General features: G+C 67.2%; 11 protein-coding genes. 6 read left to right on the forward strand and 5 right to left on the reverse strand.

The genetic code is table 11. From position 1 onward, the window contains the following. The 6 genes from BM394_RS17645 to BM394_RS17670 all read left to right on the forward strand — a co-directional run. Positions 1–356: methionine adenosyltransferase domain-containing protein (locus BM394_RS17645; protein WP_175530159.1), on the forward strand; the 356-nt coding region annotated here is incomplete at its 5' end. Between the two features lie 146 nt (positions 357–502). Beyond that, positions 503–1,477 (forward strand): carbohydrate kinase family protein, encoded by a 975-nt coding sequence (locus BM394_RS17650; RefSeq protein ID WP_092979878.1) that lies wholly within the window; start codon positions 503–505, stop codon positions 1,475–1,477. A 21-nt stretch (positions 1,478–1,498) separates the two neighbouring features. Then, positions 1,499–5,104 carry a methionine synthase gene (gene metH, locus BM394_RS17655; RefSeq protein ID WP_092979883.1) on the forward strand — a complete coding sequence of 1,202 codons (3,606 nt, stop codon included), beginning with the start codon at positions 1,499–1,501 and terminating at the stop codon, positions 5,102–5,104. Positions 5,105–5,165: 61 nt separating this feature from the next. Further along, complete coding sequence (gene ahcY, locus BM394_RS17660) at positions 5,166–6,629, forward strand: adenosylhomocysteinase (RefSeq protein ID WP_092979885.1); 1,464 nt, start codon at positions 5,166–5,168, stop codon at positions 6,627–6,629. Between the two features lie 162 nt (positions 6,630–6,791). Continuing rightward, the gene (locus tag BM394_RS17665; protein ID WP_092979888.1) at positions 6,792–7,685 is read left to right on the forward strand and encodes a methylenetetrahydrofolate reductase; all 894 of its coding nucleotides are present in this window, start codon (positions 6,792–6,794) and stop codon (positions 7,683–7,685) included. A gap of 268 nt (positions 7,686–7,953) precedes the next feature. Further along, positions 7,954–9,303: an alkaline phosphatase PhoX gene (locus BM394_RS17670; protein ID WP_092979891.1), complete on the forward strand. Its 1,350-nt coding sequence runs from the start codon at positions 7,954–7,956 to the stop codon at positions 9,301–9,303. A 187-nt stretch (positions 9,304–9,490) separates the two neighbouring features. On the opposite strand, the gene BM394_RS17675 is transcribed toward BM394_RS17670, so the two are convergent. From BM394_RS17675 to BM394_RS17695, 5 genes are all read right to left on the reverse strand, one after another. Continuing rightward, the gene (locus BM394_RS17675; RefSeq protein ID WP_092980140.1) at positions 9,491–11,710 is read right to left on the reverse strand and encodes a thiamine pyrophosphate-dependent enzyme; all 2,220 of its coding nucleotides are present in this window, start codon (positions 11,708–11,710) and stop codon (positions 9,491–9,493) included. Between the two features lie 58 nt (positions 11,711–11,768). Then, positions 11,769–12,686, reverse strand: coding sequence for a LysR family transcriptional regulator (locus BM394_RS17680; protein ID WP_092979895.1), 918 nt, complete (start codon positions 12,684–12,686; stop codon positions 11,769–11,771). A gap of 111 nt (positions 12,687–12,797) precedes the next feature. Then, on the reverse strand, positions 12,798–14,276 hold the full coding sequence (locus tag BM394_RS17685) for an aldehyde dehydrogenase family protein (protein ID WP_342752742.1): 1,479 nt from the start codon (positions 14,274–14,276) through the stop codon (positions 12,798–12,800). Between the two features lie 495 nt (positions 14,277–14,771). Next, entirely contained in the window at positions 14,772–16,397 is a 1,626-nt protein-coding gene (locus tag BM394_RS17690) for an amidohydrolase (protein WP_092979897.1), read from the reverse strand. Beyond that, a complete protein-coding gene (locus tag BM394_RS17695) occupies positions 16,394–17,269 on the reverse strand; it encodes a hypothetical protein (RefSeq protein ID WP_092979899.1) in 876 nt (291 codons plus the stop codon). The genes BM394_RS17690 and BM394_RS17695 overlap by 4 nt, the downstream gene beginning before the upstream one ends. Positions 17,270–17,349: the final 80 nt, after the last annotated feature.

The following is a 17,349-nucleotide window of genomic DNA, read 5'->3' on the forward strand; positions in this document are numbered from 1 at the left end:
CGTCGAAGGTGGACCGGTCGGCGGCTTATGCGACTCGGTGGGTGGCCAAGAACGCGGTGGCCGCGGGCTTGGCGAACCGGATCGAGGTGCAGACGGCGTACGCGATCGGTAAGGCGGCTCCGGTGGGGCTGTTCGTGGAGACGTTCGGCACCGAGAACGTGGATCCGGTCAAGATTCAGGCCGCGATCAACGAGGTGTTCGATCTGCGTCCGGCGGCGATCATCCGGGATCTGGATCTGCTGCGGCCGATCTACGCGCCGACGGCGGCCTACGGGCACTTCGGGCGTACGGATGTGGACCTGCCCTGGGAACGCACCGACCGTGTCGAGGCCCTGAAGAGCGCCGCGGGCCTCTGACAGCCGCATAGCGACGTTTCGTCGACGCCGCGGGGCGCGGAAGCTTCCGCGCCCCGCGGCGTGGCGAGCAATGTCAGGTTCGCTCATCCACGACCGCGGGCCGGTGCCGCGAGACGGTCACCGGCCCTGGTGAAGGAGTTTTCCCAGTGCAAATTGCGGTGACCGGTTCAATCGCCACCGACCACCTGATGTCCTTCCCGGGCAAGATCGCCGATCAGCTCATCGCCGACCGGCTCGACCAGGTTTCGCTTTCCTTCCTCGTGAACCAGCTCGAGGTGCGCCGCGGCGGTGTCGCGGGCAACATCACCTTCGGCCTCGGCCAGCTCGGTGTGACACCGCTGCTGGTGGGCGCGGTCGGCGAGGACTTCGCCGAGTACCGTGCGTGGCTGGACCGGCACGGTGTCGACACCAGTGCGGTCCACACCTCCAAGACGGCTCACACCGCTCGGTTCACCTGCACCACCGACGAGAGCCAGAACCAGATCGCCTCGTTCTACCCCGGCGCGATGTCCGAGGCCAGCGAGATCGAGCTCAAGCCCATCTCCGACCGGGTGGGCGGCCTGGACCTCGTGATCGTCTCGGCCAACGATCCGGAAGCGATGGTGCGCCACAGCCAGGAGTGCCGCGATCGCGGATTCGAGTTCGTCGCGGACCCGGGCCAGCAGCTCGCCCTCATGGACGGGCCGCAGATCCGTAAGCTGGTGGAGGGTGCCAAGTACCTGTTCACCAACGAGTACGAGCACAGCCTGCTGCTGCAGAGCACCGGCATGTCGCATGCCGAGGTGCTCGACCAGGTCGGCATGTGGGTCACCTCGCTCGGTGAGAACGGTGTGCGCATCGAGTCCAAGTCGGCCGAGACGGTCGAGATCGCCCCGGTCAAGCCCAAGCAGGTCGGCGACCCCACCGGTGTGGGTGACGCGCTGCGCGCGGGCTTCCTGGCCGGTCTGGCCAACGGCCTGGGCCTCGAGCGTTCCATTCAGCTCGGGTGCACCCTGGCGACAACATCCCTGGAAACCGACGGACCGCAGGAATACGAGGTCGAGAAGGGCTCGTTCGTTTCGAGGTTCGCCGAGGCCTACGGCAAGCAGGCCGCGGGCGAGATCGAATCCGTGCTTCGCTGAAGCGTTCGGGAAGGCAGCGTGATGACGAAACAGGAAGAATCGGGCCGTCGGGACAACGACCCGAGCGGGTTTCTCACGGCCATCGCCGAACGTGTGCTCGTCGGGGACGGCGGCATGGGTACGGCGCTGCAGGAGCACGACCTGACCCTGGAGGACTTCAACAACCTCGAAGGTTGCAACGAGATCCTCAACGAGACGCGCCCCGACGTCGTGCGCTCGGTCTACCGGGGCTTCCTGAAGAACGGCTCGGACGCCATCGAGTCGAACACGTTCGGCTGCAACCTGCCGAACCTCGGTGAGTACGGGATCGAGGACAGGATCCGGGACCTCTCCGAGAAGGGTGTGGCGCTGGCCCGGGAGTGCTGTGACGAGTACTCCACGCCGGAGAAGCCGCGTTTCATTCTGGGGTCGATGGGTCCCGGAACCAAGCTGCCCACTCTGGGACACGCCCCGTACGCCGACCTGCGGGACGCCTACTACGAGCAGGTACTGGGCATGCTCGACGGCGGCGTCGACGTGATCCTGGTCGAGACCTCGCAGGACCTGCTGCAGACCAAGGCGTCCATCGTCGCGGCCAAGCGCGCGATGGCCACGCAGCGGAAGTGGGTTCCGATCATCGCCCACGTCACCGTGGAGCAGACCGGCACCATGCTGGTCGGGTCCGAGATCGGTGCGGCGCTGACGGCGTTGGAGCCGCTCGGCATCGACATGATCGGCATGAACTGCGCGACCGGGCCCGCCGAGATGAGCGAGCACCTGCGGGTGCTGGCCGATCACGCGCGGGTGCCGATCTCGGTCATGCCCAACGCCGGGCTGCCCGAGCTGGGCCCCAACGGGGCGGTGTACCCGCTGCAGCCCGCCGAACTGGCCGATGCGTTGGTCGACTTCGCCAACAACTACGGTGCTCGGCTGGTCGGTGGCTGCTGTGGTGTGACCGGCGAACACGTTCGCCAGGTCGCCGAGGCGGTATCCGAGCTGAGTCCGGCGGAGCGGGAGCCGGAGATCGTTCCGTCGATCTCCTCGATGTACCAGGCGATCCCGTTCGAGCAGGAAGCCTCGATCCTCAACGTCGGCGAGCGCACCAACGCCAACGGCTCCAAGGCGTTCCGCGAGGCGATGTTGGAGGAGCGCTACGAGGACTGCGTCGAGATCGCGAAGGGGCAGACCCGCGAGGGCGCCCACATGCTCGACCTGTGCGTGGACTACGTGGGCCGCGACGGCACCCACGACATGCGCGAGCTGGCCTCCCGGCTGGCCACCGCCTCGACGCTGCCGGTCATGGTGGACTCCACCGAGGCCGACGTCATCGAGGTCGGCCTGGAGCACCTCGGCGGTCGGTGCGCGATCAACTCGATCAACTACGAGGACGGCACCGAGGAGGGCGGTCGTTACGACCGGGTCATGAAGATGGCCGTCGAGCACGGTGCCACCGTGGTGTGCACCTGCATCGACGAGGAGGGCCAGGCCCGCACCGCCGAGTGGAAGCTGCGGGTGGCCGAGCGGATCATCGAGGATCTGACCGGGAACTGGGGTCTGGACAAGTCCGCGATCATCATCGACCTCCTGGTATTCCCGATCACCACCGGTCAGGAGGAGGTCCGGCAGGACGCCATCGAGACGATCAACGCCATCCGGGAGCTCAAGACGCGGCACCCGGAGGTGCAGACCACGCTGGGTCTGTCCAACGTCTCGTTCGGTCTCAACGCCGCGGCCCGTCAGGTGCTCAACTCGGTCTTCCTCAACGAGTGCCGGGAAGCCGGTCTGGACAGTGCCATCCTGCACGCGTCCAAGATCCTGCCGATGAACAAGATCGACGAGGAATCTCGCCAGGTCGCGCTGGATCTCGTCTACGACCGGCGGACCGAGGCCACCGAGACCGAGGACGCCTACGACCCGCTGCAGAAGCTGATGGCCCTGTTCGAGGGCAAGTCGGCCGAGACCACCGGTTCGTCCAAGGCCGAGGAGCTGGCGGCCCTGCCGCTGTTCGAGCGGTTGGAGCAGCGCATCGTCGACGGCGAGAAGAACGGTCTGAACGCCGATCTCGACGAGGCGATGCAGGAGAAGAAGCCGCTCGAGATCGTCAACGACACGTTGCTGTCGGGGATGAAGACGGTCGGTGACCTCTTCGGCGCGGGGCAGATGCAGCTGCCCTTCGTGCTGCAGGCCGCCGAGATCATGAAGACCGCGGTGGCCCACCTCGAGCCGCACATGGAGAAGGACGACTCGGGTGGCAAGGGCAAGTTGCTGCTGGCCACGGTCAAGGGCGATGTGCACGACATCGGCAAGAACCTGGTCGACATCATCGTGTCCAACAACGGCTACGATGTGGTCAACATCGGCATCAAGCAGCCGATCAACACCATTCTCGAAGAGGCCGAGAAGAACAACGTCGACGCGATCGGCATGTCCGGACTGCTGGTCAAGTCCACGGTCATCATGAAGGACAACCTGGAGGAGATGAACTCCAGGGGAATCGCGGAGAAGTACCCGGTTCTGCTGGGCGGTGCCGCTCTGACCAGGTCCTTCGTCGAGAACGACCTCGACGAGATGTACCAGGGCGACGTGCGCTACGCCAAGGACGCCTTCGAGGGACTCAAGCTCATGGACCGCATCATGCAGTCCAAGCGCGGCGAGAACCCCGAGGAGGACGAGGCGGAGCAGGCCAAGAAGGCCGAACGCAAGGCCAGGCGCGAGCGTTCCAACCGGATCGCGGAGAAGCGCAAGGCCGAGCAGGGGCCGGAACCGGACGAGCGCGACGACAGTGTCCGCTCCGACGTCGACGCCGACGTTCCCGTTCCCACGCCGCCGTTCTGGGGCTCCAAGGTCGTCAAGGGGCTTTCCAGCAACGAGTACCTCGCGCTGCTCGACGAACGTGCCACGTTCTTCGGACAGTGGGGGCTGCGCGGTGCCAAGAAGGGACAGGGACCCAGCTACGAGGAGCTCGTCGAGAGCGACGGCCGCCCCCGGCTGCGCGCGTGGATGGACGAGCTCGCGACCAAGGGCATCCTGCAGCACGCGGCGCTGGTCTACGGTTACTTCCCGTGCGTGTCCGAGGGCAACGACCTGATCGTGCTCGACAAGGACTCCCCGGACGCTCCGGAACGGTTCCGGTTCAACTTCCCGAGGCAGAAGCGGGACCGCAGGCTGTGCCTGGCCGACTTCTACCGCTCGAGGGAGAAGGCCGAGGCCACCGGCCAGGTGGACGTGCTGCCGCTGCAGCTGGTCACGATGGGGCAGCCCATCGCCGACTACGCCAACGAGCTGTTCGCCGCCGACGCCTACCGGGACTACCTGGAGATCCACGGTCTCGGTGTGCAGCTGACAGAGGCGATGGCCGAGTACTGGCACCGTCGCATCCGCCGCGAGCTGCAGTGGTCCTCCGGCGAGACGGTCGCCTCCGAGGACCCGGACAACGTCGAGGAGTTCTTCAAGCTCGGCTACCGCGGTGCCCGCTTCTCGCTCGGCTACGGTGCTTGCCCCGATCTGGAGGACCGCGCCAAGATCGTCGAACTGCTCGGCGCGGAGAACATCGGCGTGGAACTCTCGGAGGAGTACCAGCTCCATCCGGAGCAGTCCACCGATGCCATCGTCGCGGTCCACCCCGAGGCCAAGTACTTCAACACCTGACAGGCGGCAGGCGCGACACTGGCCGAAAGCTGCCCGATAGAGAAAACGAGGAAGGGAAAACATGAGCCCGAAGTTGCAGAAGGCAGGAGACATCGAGTTCGCCATCGCGGATCCGAAGCTGGCCGAGTCCGGCCGTCACCAGATCCGGCTGGCCGAACACGAGATGCCCGGCCTGATGGCGACTCGCCGGGAGTACGCGGACAGCAAGCCGCTCAAGGGTGCGCGTATCGCGGGTTCGCTGCACATGACCGTGCAGACCGCCGTCCTGATCGAGACGCTGGTGGAGCTGGGCGCCGAGGTACGCTGGGTGTCCTGCAACATCTTCTCCACCCAGGACGAGGCCGCCGCGGCCGTTGTTGTCGGCCCCAACGGCACGCCGGACAAGCCCGCCGGTGTCCCGGTGTTCGCCTGGAAGGGTGAGACGCTGGAGGAGTACTGGTGGTGCACCAACCAGCTGTTCCAGGGCTTCTCCAACAACCAGGGCCCGAACATGATCCTGGACGACGGTGGCGACGCCACCATGCTGGTCCAGAAGGGCGTCGAGTTCGAGACGGCCGGTGCCGTGCCGCAGCCGACCGAGGACGACCCGGACGAGTTCAAGGTCGTGCTGTCGGTGCTGCGCGAGAGCCTGGCCAACGACAAGCAGCGGTTCACCAAGGCCGCCAAGGAGATCAAGGGCGTCACCGAGGAAACCACCACCGGTGTGCACAAGCTCTACGAGCTCGTCAAGTCCGGTGACCTGCTGTTCCCGGCGATCAACGTCAACGACTCGGTCACCAAGTCGAAGTTCGACAACAAGTACGGCTGCCGCCACTCCCTCGTCGACGGCATCAACCGTGCCACCGACGTGCTCATCGGCGGTAAGGTCGCCGTGATCTGCGGCTTCGGTGACGTCGGCAAGGGATCCGCCGAGTCGCTGCGTGGCCAGGGCGCCCGGGTCATCGTCACCGAGATCGACCCGATCTGCGCGCTGCAGGCCGCGATGGAGGGCTACGAGGTCAAGACGATGGACGAGGTCGTCGACACCGCCGACATCTTCATCACGACCACGGGCAACTTCGACGTCATCACGGCCGACCACATGAGCCGGATGAAGCACAACGCCATCGTGGGCAACATCGGCCACTTCGACAACGAGATCGACATGGCCGGTCTGGAGAAGACCCCCGGCATCAAGAAGACCGAGATCAAGCCGCAGGTGCACGAGTTCACCTACCCGGACGGCCACGCCGTGATCGTGCTCTCCGAGGGCAGGCTGCTCAACCTGGGTAACGCCACCGGGCACCCGAGCTTCGTGATGTCGAACTCCTTCACCAACCAGACGATCGCCCAGATCGAGCTGTTCAACAAGACCGACGAGTACGACCGCGACGTCTACATGCTGCCGAAGCACCTCGACGAGAAGGTCGCCCGGCTGCACCTGGACGCGCTCGGCGTCAACCTCACCAAGATGACCAAGGCTCAGGCCGAGTACATCGGTGTGGACGTCGAGGGACCGTACAAGCCGGAGCACTACCGCTACTGATCCGGCTCGGCCAGCACACTGCTGCGGTTCGGGGCGGCCACTGCCCGAGGTGGTGGCCGCCCCGGCACACCGAGTGGAACCGGCCCTCGTCGCCTGTCGGCGAACCCGAATCCCGGCGGGGGCCGTTCCGAGCCGGTGAGGACAACACAAGGAGGCCAGAACGTGACCCGGGTCGTGGACCGGCTACAGCCGGGCAGGACCGTGTTCTCGGTGGAATTCTTCCCGCCGCGCAACGACGACGAAGAGCGGATCCTCTGGAAAGCCGTGCGCGAGCTGGAACCGCTGGACCCCGCCTACGTGTCCGTCACGTACGGTGCGGGAGGCTCCAGCAGGGACCGCACGATTCGCACGGTCGGGCGTATCGCCCAGGAAACCACCATGCTGCCGATGGCGCACCTGACCGGTGTGGACCATTCCAAGGACGAGCTCCGGCACGTCGTCGGATCGCTGGCGAGCGAGGGTATCCAAAACATTCTGGCGATCCGGGGAGACCCGCCCGGTGATCCGATGGGGGAGTGGATTCCGCATCCGGACGGGATCCTCTACGCCGACGAGCTGGTTCGGCTGGTTCGTTCCTGCGGTGACTTCTCGGTCGGTGTAGCCGCCTTCCCGCACATGCACCCGCGTTCGACGGACATCGAGACCGAGACCGATCATCTGGTCAACAAGATCAGGGCGGGCTCCGACTTCGCCGTGGCGCAGCTGTTCCTGCAGCCGGAGTACTTCCTGCGGTTGCGTGACCGGCTCGCTGCCCGCGACTGCCACGCCCCCCTCCTACCGGGTGTGATGCCGATAACCACGCCGAAGGTGCTGAGCAAGTTCCAGCATCTCGCCGGGGTTCCCGTACCCGCCGAGGTCTCCAACGTGCTGGACCCGTTGGTCGACGACCCGAAGGCCTTCCGCGCGGCGGGAATCGAACTGAGTACCAAGCTGTGCGAGCGGTTGATCTCCGAAGGAGTCCCCGGCCTGCACTTCTACAGCCTCAACCGGGCCAAGGCCACTCGTGAGGTGGTGGACAACCTCGGGCTGGCCGAGGGAGTGCTGCAACCCGCCTGAGTCGTGTCGCGGCGGTGTTTCCTTCCGCCAGGTGCCGTCGTCCCCACGCGGGGGCGACGGCACTTTTCGTGCCACCAGGGGATATTCGTCGAGTGCGGCAGGCTCATCCGTCGGTCGCGGAATCGCTCGCCGTGGCGAAACGTGGTCGTTCGTGTGCCGTACGTGATCGCCGCTTCGCGGACAGTTCCCGTCGAGCCGGTGATCACGCCCCGGTTACCTTCTCGCTGTTCCATCGATGAGTTCCCGGAAACCGACACGGGAGGATTCGATGAACCGCGAGTCCGAACCAACCACGTCCCATCTCAACCGCCGCCGCTTCCTCGCCGCCACCGGTCTCGTCGGAGCCACCGGAGCTCTGCAGGCGCTGATGAGCAACACCGCCGCCGCTGCCGGCCCCGGTCGGGGTGACCGGAGCATCCGTGCCGCGTCCAACGGTGGGTACGGTGCGCTGCGACCGGCTCCGCCCGACGGTGACCTCCTGCTGCCCGCGGGGTTCTCCTACGTCGCGTTCGGCGCGACGGGCAGCACCATGCGGGACGGCCTGCTCACGCCGTCGCGCCACGACGGTATGGCGGCGTTCGCCGGTGAGGACGGCACCGTCCGACTGGTCCGCAACCACGAACAGAGCAGCGGCACGGCGTTCGCCCAGCCCAGTTACGACTCCTTCGGCGCGGGTGGTACCACCACGCTCGTCTTCGATCCGGCCGAGATGCGACTCGTCGAGTCCTTCGCCACGCTGGCCGGTACGGTGCGCAACTGCGCGGGTGGTCCCACCCCCAACGGATCCTGGCTGTCCTGTGAGGAGACCTTCACCGGCCTCGGTGAGCACAATCCGCACGGTTACGTCTTCGAGGTTCCCGTGGACGCCGAGGGGCCGGTCGATCCGATTCCGTACCCGGCCATGGGAAGGTTCACCCACGAGGCGGTGGCCGTGGACCCGGCCACCGGGATCGTCTACGAGACGGAGGACCGCGGCAGCGCCGGGTTCTACCGGTTCGTTCCCGAGGATCCCGCCGACCTGGCGGCGGGCGGCCGATTGCAGATGCTGGCGATCGTCGGCCAACCGCGCTACGACACCCGTAACGGACAACAACCCGGGCGGGCGCTGCCCGTGGAGTGGGTCGACATCGCCGATCCCGACCCGGACAGCGACGATTCACTGGCGGTGTTCTACCAGGGCAGGGAACAGGGTGCCGCGGTGTTCGCCCGACTGGAGGGGGCCTGGTTCGGCGACGGCTCGGTGTTCATCAACTCCACCAGCGGTGGTGACGCCGGTCTCGGCCAGGTCTGGCAGTACCGTCCCGACGATGGTTCCGGTGGCGAGCTCGTGCTGGTTTACGAGTCCACCGACCCGGATCTGCTGGAGAGCCCGGACAACCTCTGTGTCTCCCCGAACAGCGGTGGGTTGGTGCTCTGTGAGGACGGTCGTGGCACCGACATGCTGCGCGGAATTACCCCCGGCGGCGAGATCTTCGACCTCGCCGCGTTGAACAGCTCGAACACCAGCGAGCTGGCCGGGGCCACGTTCAGCCCGGACGGCAGCGTGCTGTTCTTCAACGTGCAGACCCCCGGGGTGACCTACGCCGTCACCGGGCCGTGGAGCAACGGAGCGCTCTGAGCGAGCCGCCGTGCACCAGGCCGTTGGTCGCCTCACCGGGCCCGCTCGGCGGGTCCGGTGAGGAGCTGAACTCCTCGGAACGGTCCCTCAGCCATGCGGCCGCCTCATCGGGTGGGGACGGTCCGCACGGGCCCAGTACGGCAGAACCTCCCAGCCACGGGGCAACCGACCGGTTCGAGAAGGGGTGTCAGAGCATCTCCAGTGCCGTTCGTTCGATGCTCTCCTCGTCCAGCAGCACGTGATAGGCCGCCTCACCCAGTGGGATGAAACTGTCGGCGCTGCTGACTCGACGGACGGTGCCGGTGAACCCGGCGTCGATCAGTGCGGTGATCACACGCTCCGAGACGCCACCGGAGGCCCTGGTCTCGTCGGCCACCAGCACCTTGCCGGTCGCCTCGGCGGCCCGCGACAGCTGGTGCCGGGGCAGCGGAGCCAACCAGCGCAGGTCCAGTACGTGAATCCCCACTCCTCGCTGCCGCAGTCGCCGCGCCACCCGCAGACTCATCGCCAGCCCGTTGCCGGAGGTGACCAGCGTGAGGTCCGAACCGTACACGTACTCACCCGCGGAGCCGAGCGGTACGTGCCCCGACTCGCCGTCGGGGTAGCCGGCCGTCCAGCCACCGTCGCCGGGTTCGTGCAGATCGCGGGTGTGATAGAGCGCGATCGGTTCCAGGAACACGCACACCCGTCCGTCCACCTCGGCCGCGGCGAGACAGCTCCGCAGCATCGCGGCCGCGTCGTCCGGTCTTGCCGGTGAGGCAACCACGACACCGGGAATGTCCAGCAGCGCGGCGACACTGTTGTCGTTGTGGAAGTGCCCGCCGAATCCCCGCTGGTAGGCATAGCCCGGTACTCGCACCACCATGGGATTGCGGTACCTCCCGCTGGAGAAGAATCCCGTCGTGGCCGCTTCGCCGCGAATCTGGTCCGCGGCGTTGTGCAGGTAGGCCAGATACTGGATCTCCGGAACCGGGAGCAGTCCCGCCAGTCCCGCCCCGAGCGCGGTGCCGAGGATGCTCTGCTCGTCCAGCAGGGTGTCGAACACTCGTGCGCCGCCGAATTCGCGGTGCAGACCACGGGTTACCCCGTAGACTCCGCCCTTGCGGGCGACGTCCTGGCCGAAAACCAGCGATCCTTCGTTGTGCGCCAGCTCCTCGGCGAGCGCGCGGTTGATGCTCTGGGCCAGCGTCAACGGAGTCCCGTTCTTCGACGGAGCGATACCGGAGACCGTTGCCCGCCCCGTCGACGCGGCGGTGACCAGCCGCACCCGTTCGGCGATCCGCTCGGGGCTGTCGCACGCGATCGAAGCGCGTACCTCGGCGGAACTGGTCAGCTTGCGCTGGTCGAGAGCCCGTTCCGCGGTCTCGGCGACCTCGGCGCGTTTGGCCTCGTAACGGTCGATCACCTGCCGCGCGTCCAGCACACCGTGGTTGACCAGTGCTTCGGCGGTACCCAGCAGCGGGTCCCGCCGGTACTCGGCGGTGATGTCCTCGGGGCTTCGGTACCCGGTTTCCACATCGGAACCCGCGTGTCCCATCAGACGAACCGTGCGCAGGTGCAGCAGTGCCGGACGGCGGTGGGTGCGGACCCAGTCCGCGGCGCGTTCGGCCACCGCCAGGCACTCCAGCGGATCACTGCCGTCCATCTCGAACCAGGTCAGTTCGGCGCGTGTGCTCAGCGACCGTCTTATCCAACCGTCCGGGGTGGACACGCTGATCCCGATGCCGTTGTCCTCGCACACCAACAGCAGGGGAAGGGGAATGTGCTGGTAGGAGCAGTGCGCCGCGGTGTTCAGGGCTCCGGCCGTGGTCGAGTGGTTCGCCGAGGCGTCCCCGAAGCTGCACACCACCACGGAGTCCCGTGGCCACTCGGTCCGCAGTCCCAGCTTCGCGGCACGTTCGATGCTGAAGGCGAGTCCCACCGCCCGGGGCAGGTGCGAGGCGATCGTCGAGGTCTGCGGCACGATACTCAGCTCGCCGCGTCCGAACACCTTGTGCCTGCCTCCGGCGATCGGTTCCGACGCGGCTGCCACGACCCCGAGCAGCACGTCCCACAGCGGTGCGACCCCCGACACTTCGGCGGCCCGGCGCAGGTAGAACCCACCGGAACGGTAGTGCAGCAGCGCCGGATCCGTCGTGCGCAGCGCGGCGGCGACCGCGGCGTTGGACTCGTGCCCGGCTGAGCCGATGCTGTAGTAGCCCACGCCCCGAGCTCCCAGCTCACGTGCTGCCAGATCCAGGTGTCTGCTGCCGAGTTGACTGTCGAAGAGTTCGAGCAGTTCCCGTCCGGTCCGAACGTCGCCCTCCGCCGCGGGGCTCCGGGGAACGTGTCCTTCCGTCGACCACGCGGCCACCTCCCGCAGGAAGTTGTCGTCGACCGGTTCGGTTCGCGGTGTTCGCCGATTCATGTTCGTTTCCGATCCCGCCGTGAACTCCGATGTGGAAAACTCCGGTGCGAGCGGCTTCTCAGCCGGGTGCGGCCCACCTCTCGGCAAGTGCCGCGCAGGATTTCGCCAGTCGCTCCAGCGCCAACGGCAGCAGCGGGTTGGTGTTGTGCTGCCGGTAGATCACCTGGACCCGTCGGTGCGGTTGTCGTCCGGCGATCGGTTTTACCCCGACGTCCTCGTCACCAACCGCCATGGCGGGCAGCAGGGCGGGGCCGAGGCCACGGGCGACCAGATCGCGGATCACCTTGTAGTCGTTGCTGCGGAATACGATGTTCGGAACGAAACCCGCCGCGGCCGCCAGCCGGACCAGCACCCGTGCTCCGGCGGTGTCGTCCCGGGTGCAGGTCCACGAGTCCGCGGCGAGTTCGTCCAGGCGCACCGCTTCCCGCCCCGCCAACGGGTGTTTCGCCGGTAGGCAGAGCCGGAGCGGTTCGGCCAGCAGCTCCTCGACGCGGAGTTCCGCGGGCCAACTGCGGGGATCGAGATCGTATTCGAACACCACGGCCGCGTCCACGTTCCCGTCGAGAACCTCCCCGATGACCTCGTCCGGCTCACCCTCGTCGAGCTGGACCCGGGCGTTCGGCCGCTCGGCCACCACGGCAGCCAGCACGTCCGGGAGCAACCGCGCGTTGGCGGTGGCGAAGCCTGCCAGCCGCAAGCTTCCGGTTTCCCCCACCGCCACTGATCGCATCTCGCGCTCGATGGCTTCCAACTCCCCGAGCACTTCCTTGCTGCGCTGGGCCAGCCGCTCGGCCAACGGAGTGCACCGGATGCTGCGCGCGGTCCGTTCGAACAGGCTCGCGCCGAGAGCACGTTCCAACAGCACCATCTGCTGTGACACGGCCGAGGAGGTGTAGCCGAGGACTCGACCGGCTTCGGCGAACGAGCCGGTTCGTACACATTCTCTTAGGGTCCGCAGGTGTATCGGATTGAGCACGTTGCCTTCTCGGTAGGACTGCGTCGGCTCGGCCCGCTCGACGGTGCGGGTGGCGGTAACCCCCGCCCGTTCCCACTCGTCGGTTCCGGTCCCGAGTAGCGGCCCGCGGGCTCATCGGTGCCCGCGCAGCTCCGTGGGCAGGCGGTAGTCGAGCTGTGGTTCCACGGCCCCGACGTCCATCTGCGCCTTCTGCAGCTTGCCGGAGAAGTCCCAGTTCAGCGACTGCCATCGGGTGAACTGGTCGATGACCCACATGCCCGAGAGCCTGCTGCCGTTTCCGGACTTGCCGTTACCACCGAAGGGCAGGTGAGCCTCCGCGCCCGAGGTGGAGTTGTTGGCACTGACCATGCCCGCTCCGATTCCCTCCCGGAACCGGAACGCCGTCCCCGGGTCGGTGGTGTAGACGGCTGCGGAAAGCCCGTAACCGGGCATGTTGCCAAGCTCGATGGCTTCTTCCAGGGTGTCGAAGGTGGTGACCCCGACCATCGGGCCGAAGGTTTCCCGCTGGAACAGCGTGTCCTCGGCGCGCAGACCGTCGACCAGCACCGGGTGGTAGTACAACCCCGTGGAGTGGTCACCGCGGAACCCCTTCCGGGGGTTGGAGTCGGTGATGCGCCCCGTGGCTTCCGAGCCGAGTACCCGGTGGTGCGGCCCTATCTCCTCGAGGAAGCTCTCGAACCTGTCGGCGAACTTCCGGTCCAGCATGGGGCCGTAGAGCACTTCCTGGGTCGGGTTACCGATCGTGGCTTCCCGCAGCATCGCGTCCAGCCGCGAGACGAACTCGTCGTGTACGTCCCGGTGCACGATCAGATTGCCCAGCGAGGTGCAGCGTTGTCCTCCTGTCCCCCACCCGGAGAACAGCGCGCCCTCCACCGCGAGATCCAGCTCCGCGTCGGCGGCCACCACCATCGGGTTCTTGCCACCGAGCTCCAGGCAGGGGGTCTGCAGGTACCTGCCGCAGAGTTCGCCGATGTCCCGACCGACGTCACTGGAACCGGTGAAACCGACCTTGTCCACCGCACCGTCCTCCAACGCGGCCCGCAGGCCCTCGTAGGTCGGTTGTCCCTCCGCGTAGACCAGGTTCAGCACCCCTTCGGGGACTCCGGCGCGCCATGCCAGCTCCGCCAGCGCGCGGGCGGTGGCCGCCGCGTATTCGGCCGGCTTCCACACCACCGCGTTGCCGCAGACGAGGGCGGGAGCCAGGTACCAGGAGGGAACCGCCACCGGGAAGTTGCCCGCCGTGACCACGGCGGCCACACCTACGGGCGCGCGGAACGTGAACAGCTGTTTGTCGGGCATTTCGGAAGGGACGGTCTGTCCGTACAGTCTGCGCCCCTCGCCGACGAAGTAGTCGCAGGTGTCGATGATCTCCTGCACTTCGCCGAGCGCTTCCGTGTAAGGCTTGCCGATCTCGCGGGTGACCAGACCGGCGAGGGTCTGCTTGTTGGACTCCACGAGCCTGCCGAAGCCGGCGACAACGCGGCCGCGGACCGGTGCGGGTACGCGTGACCATTCCCGCTGTGCGCGTTTCGCCCGCCTCGCGGCCGCGAGGAACGTCTCCGGGCCGTCCAGTTCGACGCGCGCCACCACGTCGTCGAGTTCCGCGGGGTTCCGCGAAAGGTATTGACCGTGTTCGCCTCGCGGCCTCGTGTGCTCAGCGGCGTCGCCTGCCTGTTCGGGAGAACCGATCACTGAGCGGCACGTCGTAGCCTCCACCTGCGCACCCCATTCCTGCCGGTGTGTTCCGCACGTTCGGGAGGGAGCAGTGTCCACGTCCCGGTACCGCCACCGTAGACCGTGTTCCCGGTGAGGTAGAGGACTTCAAGCACGATTCCTGTTCGTGTCGAGCGACAGCGGAGCTTGTGCTCCTCGGGGTGATGCAACAGTGAAGCTGGCGTGCCCTTGATTCGTCGCCCGGCTATCCGTCGTCGCCGGTGACGGACTCACAATAGCGACAATTCAATCTGTTATTTCAGTGTTAAATGAAATAAAGAGTTCATCGGAGACCTCCGCGAGAACGAGCGATTCGAAAGAAGAAACGGCACGAGGCGGTGGGGAAGACCCGCGCGAGGGGCGGTTTCGGATTCACCCGCGGGCGTCGTGCACCACCCTGCCGTCGACCACGGTCATAGCCGCACCTACCTCACCGATCTCTCGGGCCGGCAGTTCGAACGGATTCGCGTCGAGCACGGTCAGGTCGGCGCGTTTGCCCACCGTGATCGATCCGGTGTGCCGCTCCAACCGGTGAACCCGAGCGCTGCCGATCGTCGCGGCGGCCAGGGCGTCGGACAGCGTGATCGCCTCTCCGGGGAGCAGTGGTGGTTCACTGTCCGCGACGTCGCTGCGGTTGACGGCCACGTGTATCGCCCGCATGGGATCGATCGTCGAAACCGGCCAGTCGCTTCCGGTGGCCAGCAGTGTTCCCGCGGCCAGCAGCGATCCGAACGGGTACTGCCGGGCGTACCGCAGCGGACCGAGGTAGGGAGCGGTCAGCTCCGTCATCGCCGCGTCGTTGTGCGCCCACTCGGCCTGGATGTTGGCCGCTACGCCGAGTTCCGCGAAGCGCGCCAGGTCATCCGGGTGCACCACCTGCAGATGGGCGATCTGATGCCGGTTCCCGCTGTCGCCGTTCGTTCCGCGCGCCGTGGCAACGGCATCCAGCGCCTGCCGCACGGCGCGATCCCCGACCGCGTGGAAGTGCACCGCGAATCCCACATCGTCGAGCACGCGGACCGCCTCGTTCAGCTCGGAGGAGTCGACATACGAGGTACCGCTGCCGTGCCCGTGCAGGTAAGGGTGCAGCATCGCGGCCGTGAAGTTCTCGCACACCCCGTCCAGCATGATCTTGACCGAACCGGTTCGCACGCCTTCACCGCGTGCTGCCTCGGCTCTTCCGACGAGTTCGGGAATCTGTTCGGTTCCGCGTCGCCTGTCCCACCACAGCGAACCGGTCACCCGGCCGCTCAACAGGCCTTCGCCGTGCAGCGCTCGATAGTGCTCGAGCGGATCCGGATAGTTCAGATACCGACCGAGTATGGCGTCGTGCCAGGCCGTCACCCCGTGCGCGTGCAGCCTGCGCTGTCCCGCCAGCAGCGCGCGCAGGTATTCGTCCCGGTCGCCCTCCGGGACGTGCCGGCTGACCAGCTCCACCGCACTCTCGTGCAGCGTTCCCTGCGGAGTGCCGTCCCGTTCACGTTCGATGCGGCCCCCGGGAGGGTCGGCGGTGTCCCGTTCGATGCCCGCCGCACGCAGGGCCGCGCTGTTGGCCCAGCCGCCGTGCTGATCCTCGTTGATCAGCAGCGCCGGACGTCCGCCCGTCACCCGGTCCAGGCTTTCCCGGTCCGGACAACCGCCAGGGAACAGCGCCATCTCCCAGCCGCCCCCGAGTATCCACCCCGCCCCGGGGTTCGCGTCGGCGTACTCGGAGATCCGTCGCAGGCACTCCGCGCGTCCCCCGCTGTCGGTCAGGTCGCATCTGACCAGCTGCAGGCCCCCGTAGAGTGGATGCACGTGGGCGTCCTGCAGGCCGGGCAACAGCAGCCTGCCGCGCAGATCGACGATCTCGGTACTACCGCCGCGCAGCTCCTCGACATCGGCGCGCCCCAGAGCGAGGATCCTCCCGTCGCCCACCGCCACCGCGTCGGTGAACGACCGCGTACGGTCCATGGTCGCCACCGGACCACCCAGGAACACGGTGTCGGCGGTGGTCATGGGCGGTTCTGTTCCGCCGTGATCACCGAAACCGCCAGTTCGCGGGCCTCGTCGTCCACGTAGGGAAGCTGGAACTCGCGTTCGCGGATGTGTTCCACCAGTTCCGGTTGCGGAGCCAGTTCGTGGGTGCGCAGGTAGTAGCCGACGGCCCCCGGCCAGATCCAGCTCCCGTCGGTGTGAAACGTCATGGGTACGGCGGCCTTGCCGTACGGATCGAGCCGGTCGCTGTCGTAACCGCGTGCCGCGAGAACGACGGGTGCGCGTTCGAGGTACTCCAGAACTCGGTCCCGGTCCTCGGGGGTGAGCGCCTGACGGTTCGTCACCGGTCGCCCGACGGCGTCGGTGCCGTCGAACACGTCGGCCCTGTGCAGTTGTTCCGGGCTCGTGGCCGCCCCGGGGGTGCTCAGCCCGGCCCGTTCGGCGAGCCATCCGGGGATGTTGTGCGTGGCACGTGGGTACCGGCTCAGCTCCGCGGCGAACTCGGTGTACGGGGGTTCCTGTTCCCATTCGGGACTGTGGTCGCCGTTGAAGTCGACGCTGTAGCTGGCCGGACGGCTGAGCCGGTAGGTGGCGCTGACCCACGTGCCCCGCTGCGGCTGGTACATACCGTGCCGCAGCTCGGCGAACAGCTCGCCCACTTCGGATGTCATGGCGACCGGGATACCCGTACCGTTGGGTGCGATCAATTCCGCGGCCAGCTCGCGGTACGAACCGACGGCGCGGTACCGCACGCTCACTTCCTGCCAGCCGGGCGGCAACGCGTGCACGATTCCCCGACCGATTCGCTGGATCATCTCCTGCTGCTCGTGTTGATCCAACATCCCCGGCGCTTCGGTCTCGCCGGGTTCCCGCGGTGGTTCCGGTTGGCTCATACCTGCATCCTCCCGGTCTGATGGCCGAACTTGGCCGCTCCCGCGATTTCGCGACTGGTACTCGGAGCGCGGTGGTGGGA

The sequence above is a fragment of the Actinopolyspora lacussalsi subsp. righensis genome, from assembly GCF_900116555.1.
Lineage (GTDB): Bacteria > Actinomycetota > Actinomycetes > Mycobacteriales > Pseudonocardiaceae > Actinopolyspora > Actinopolyspora lacussalsi.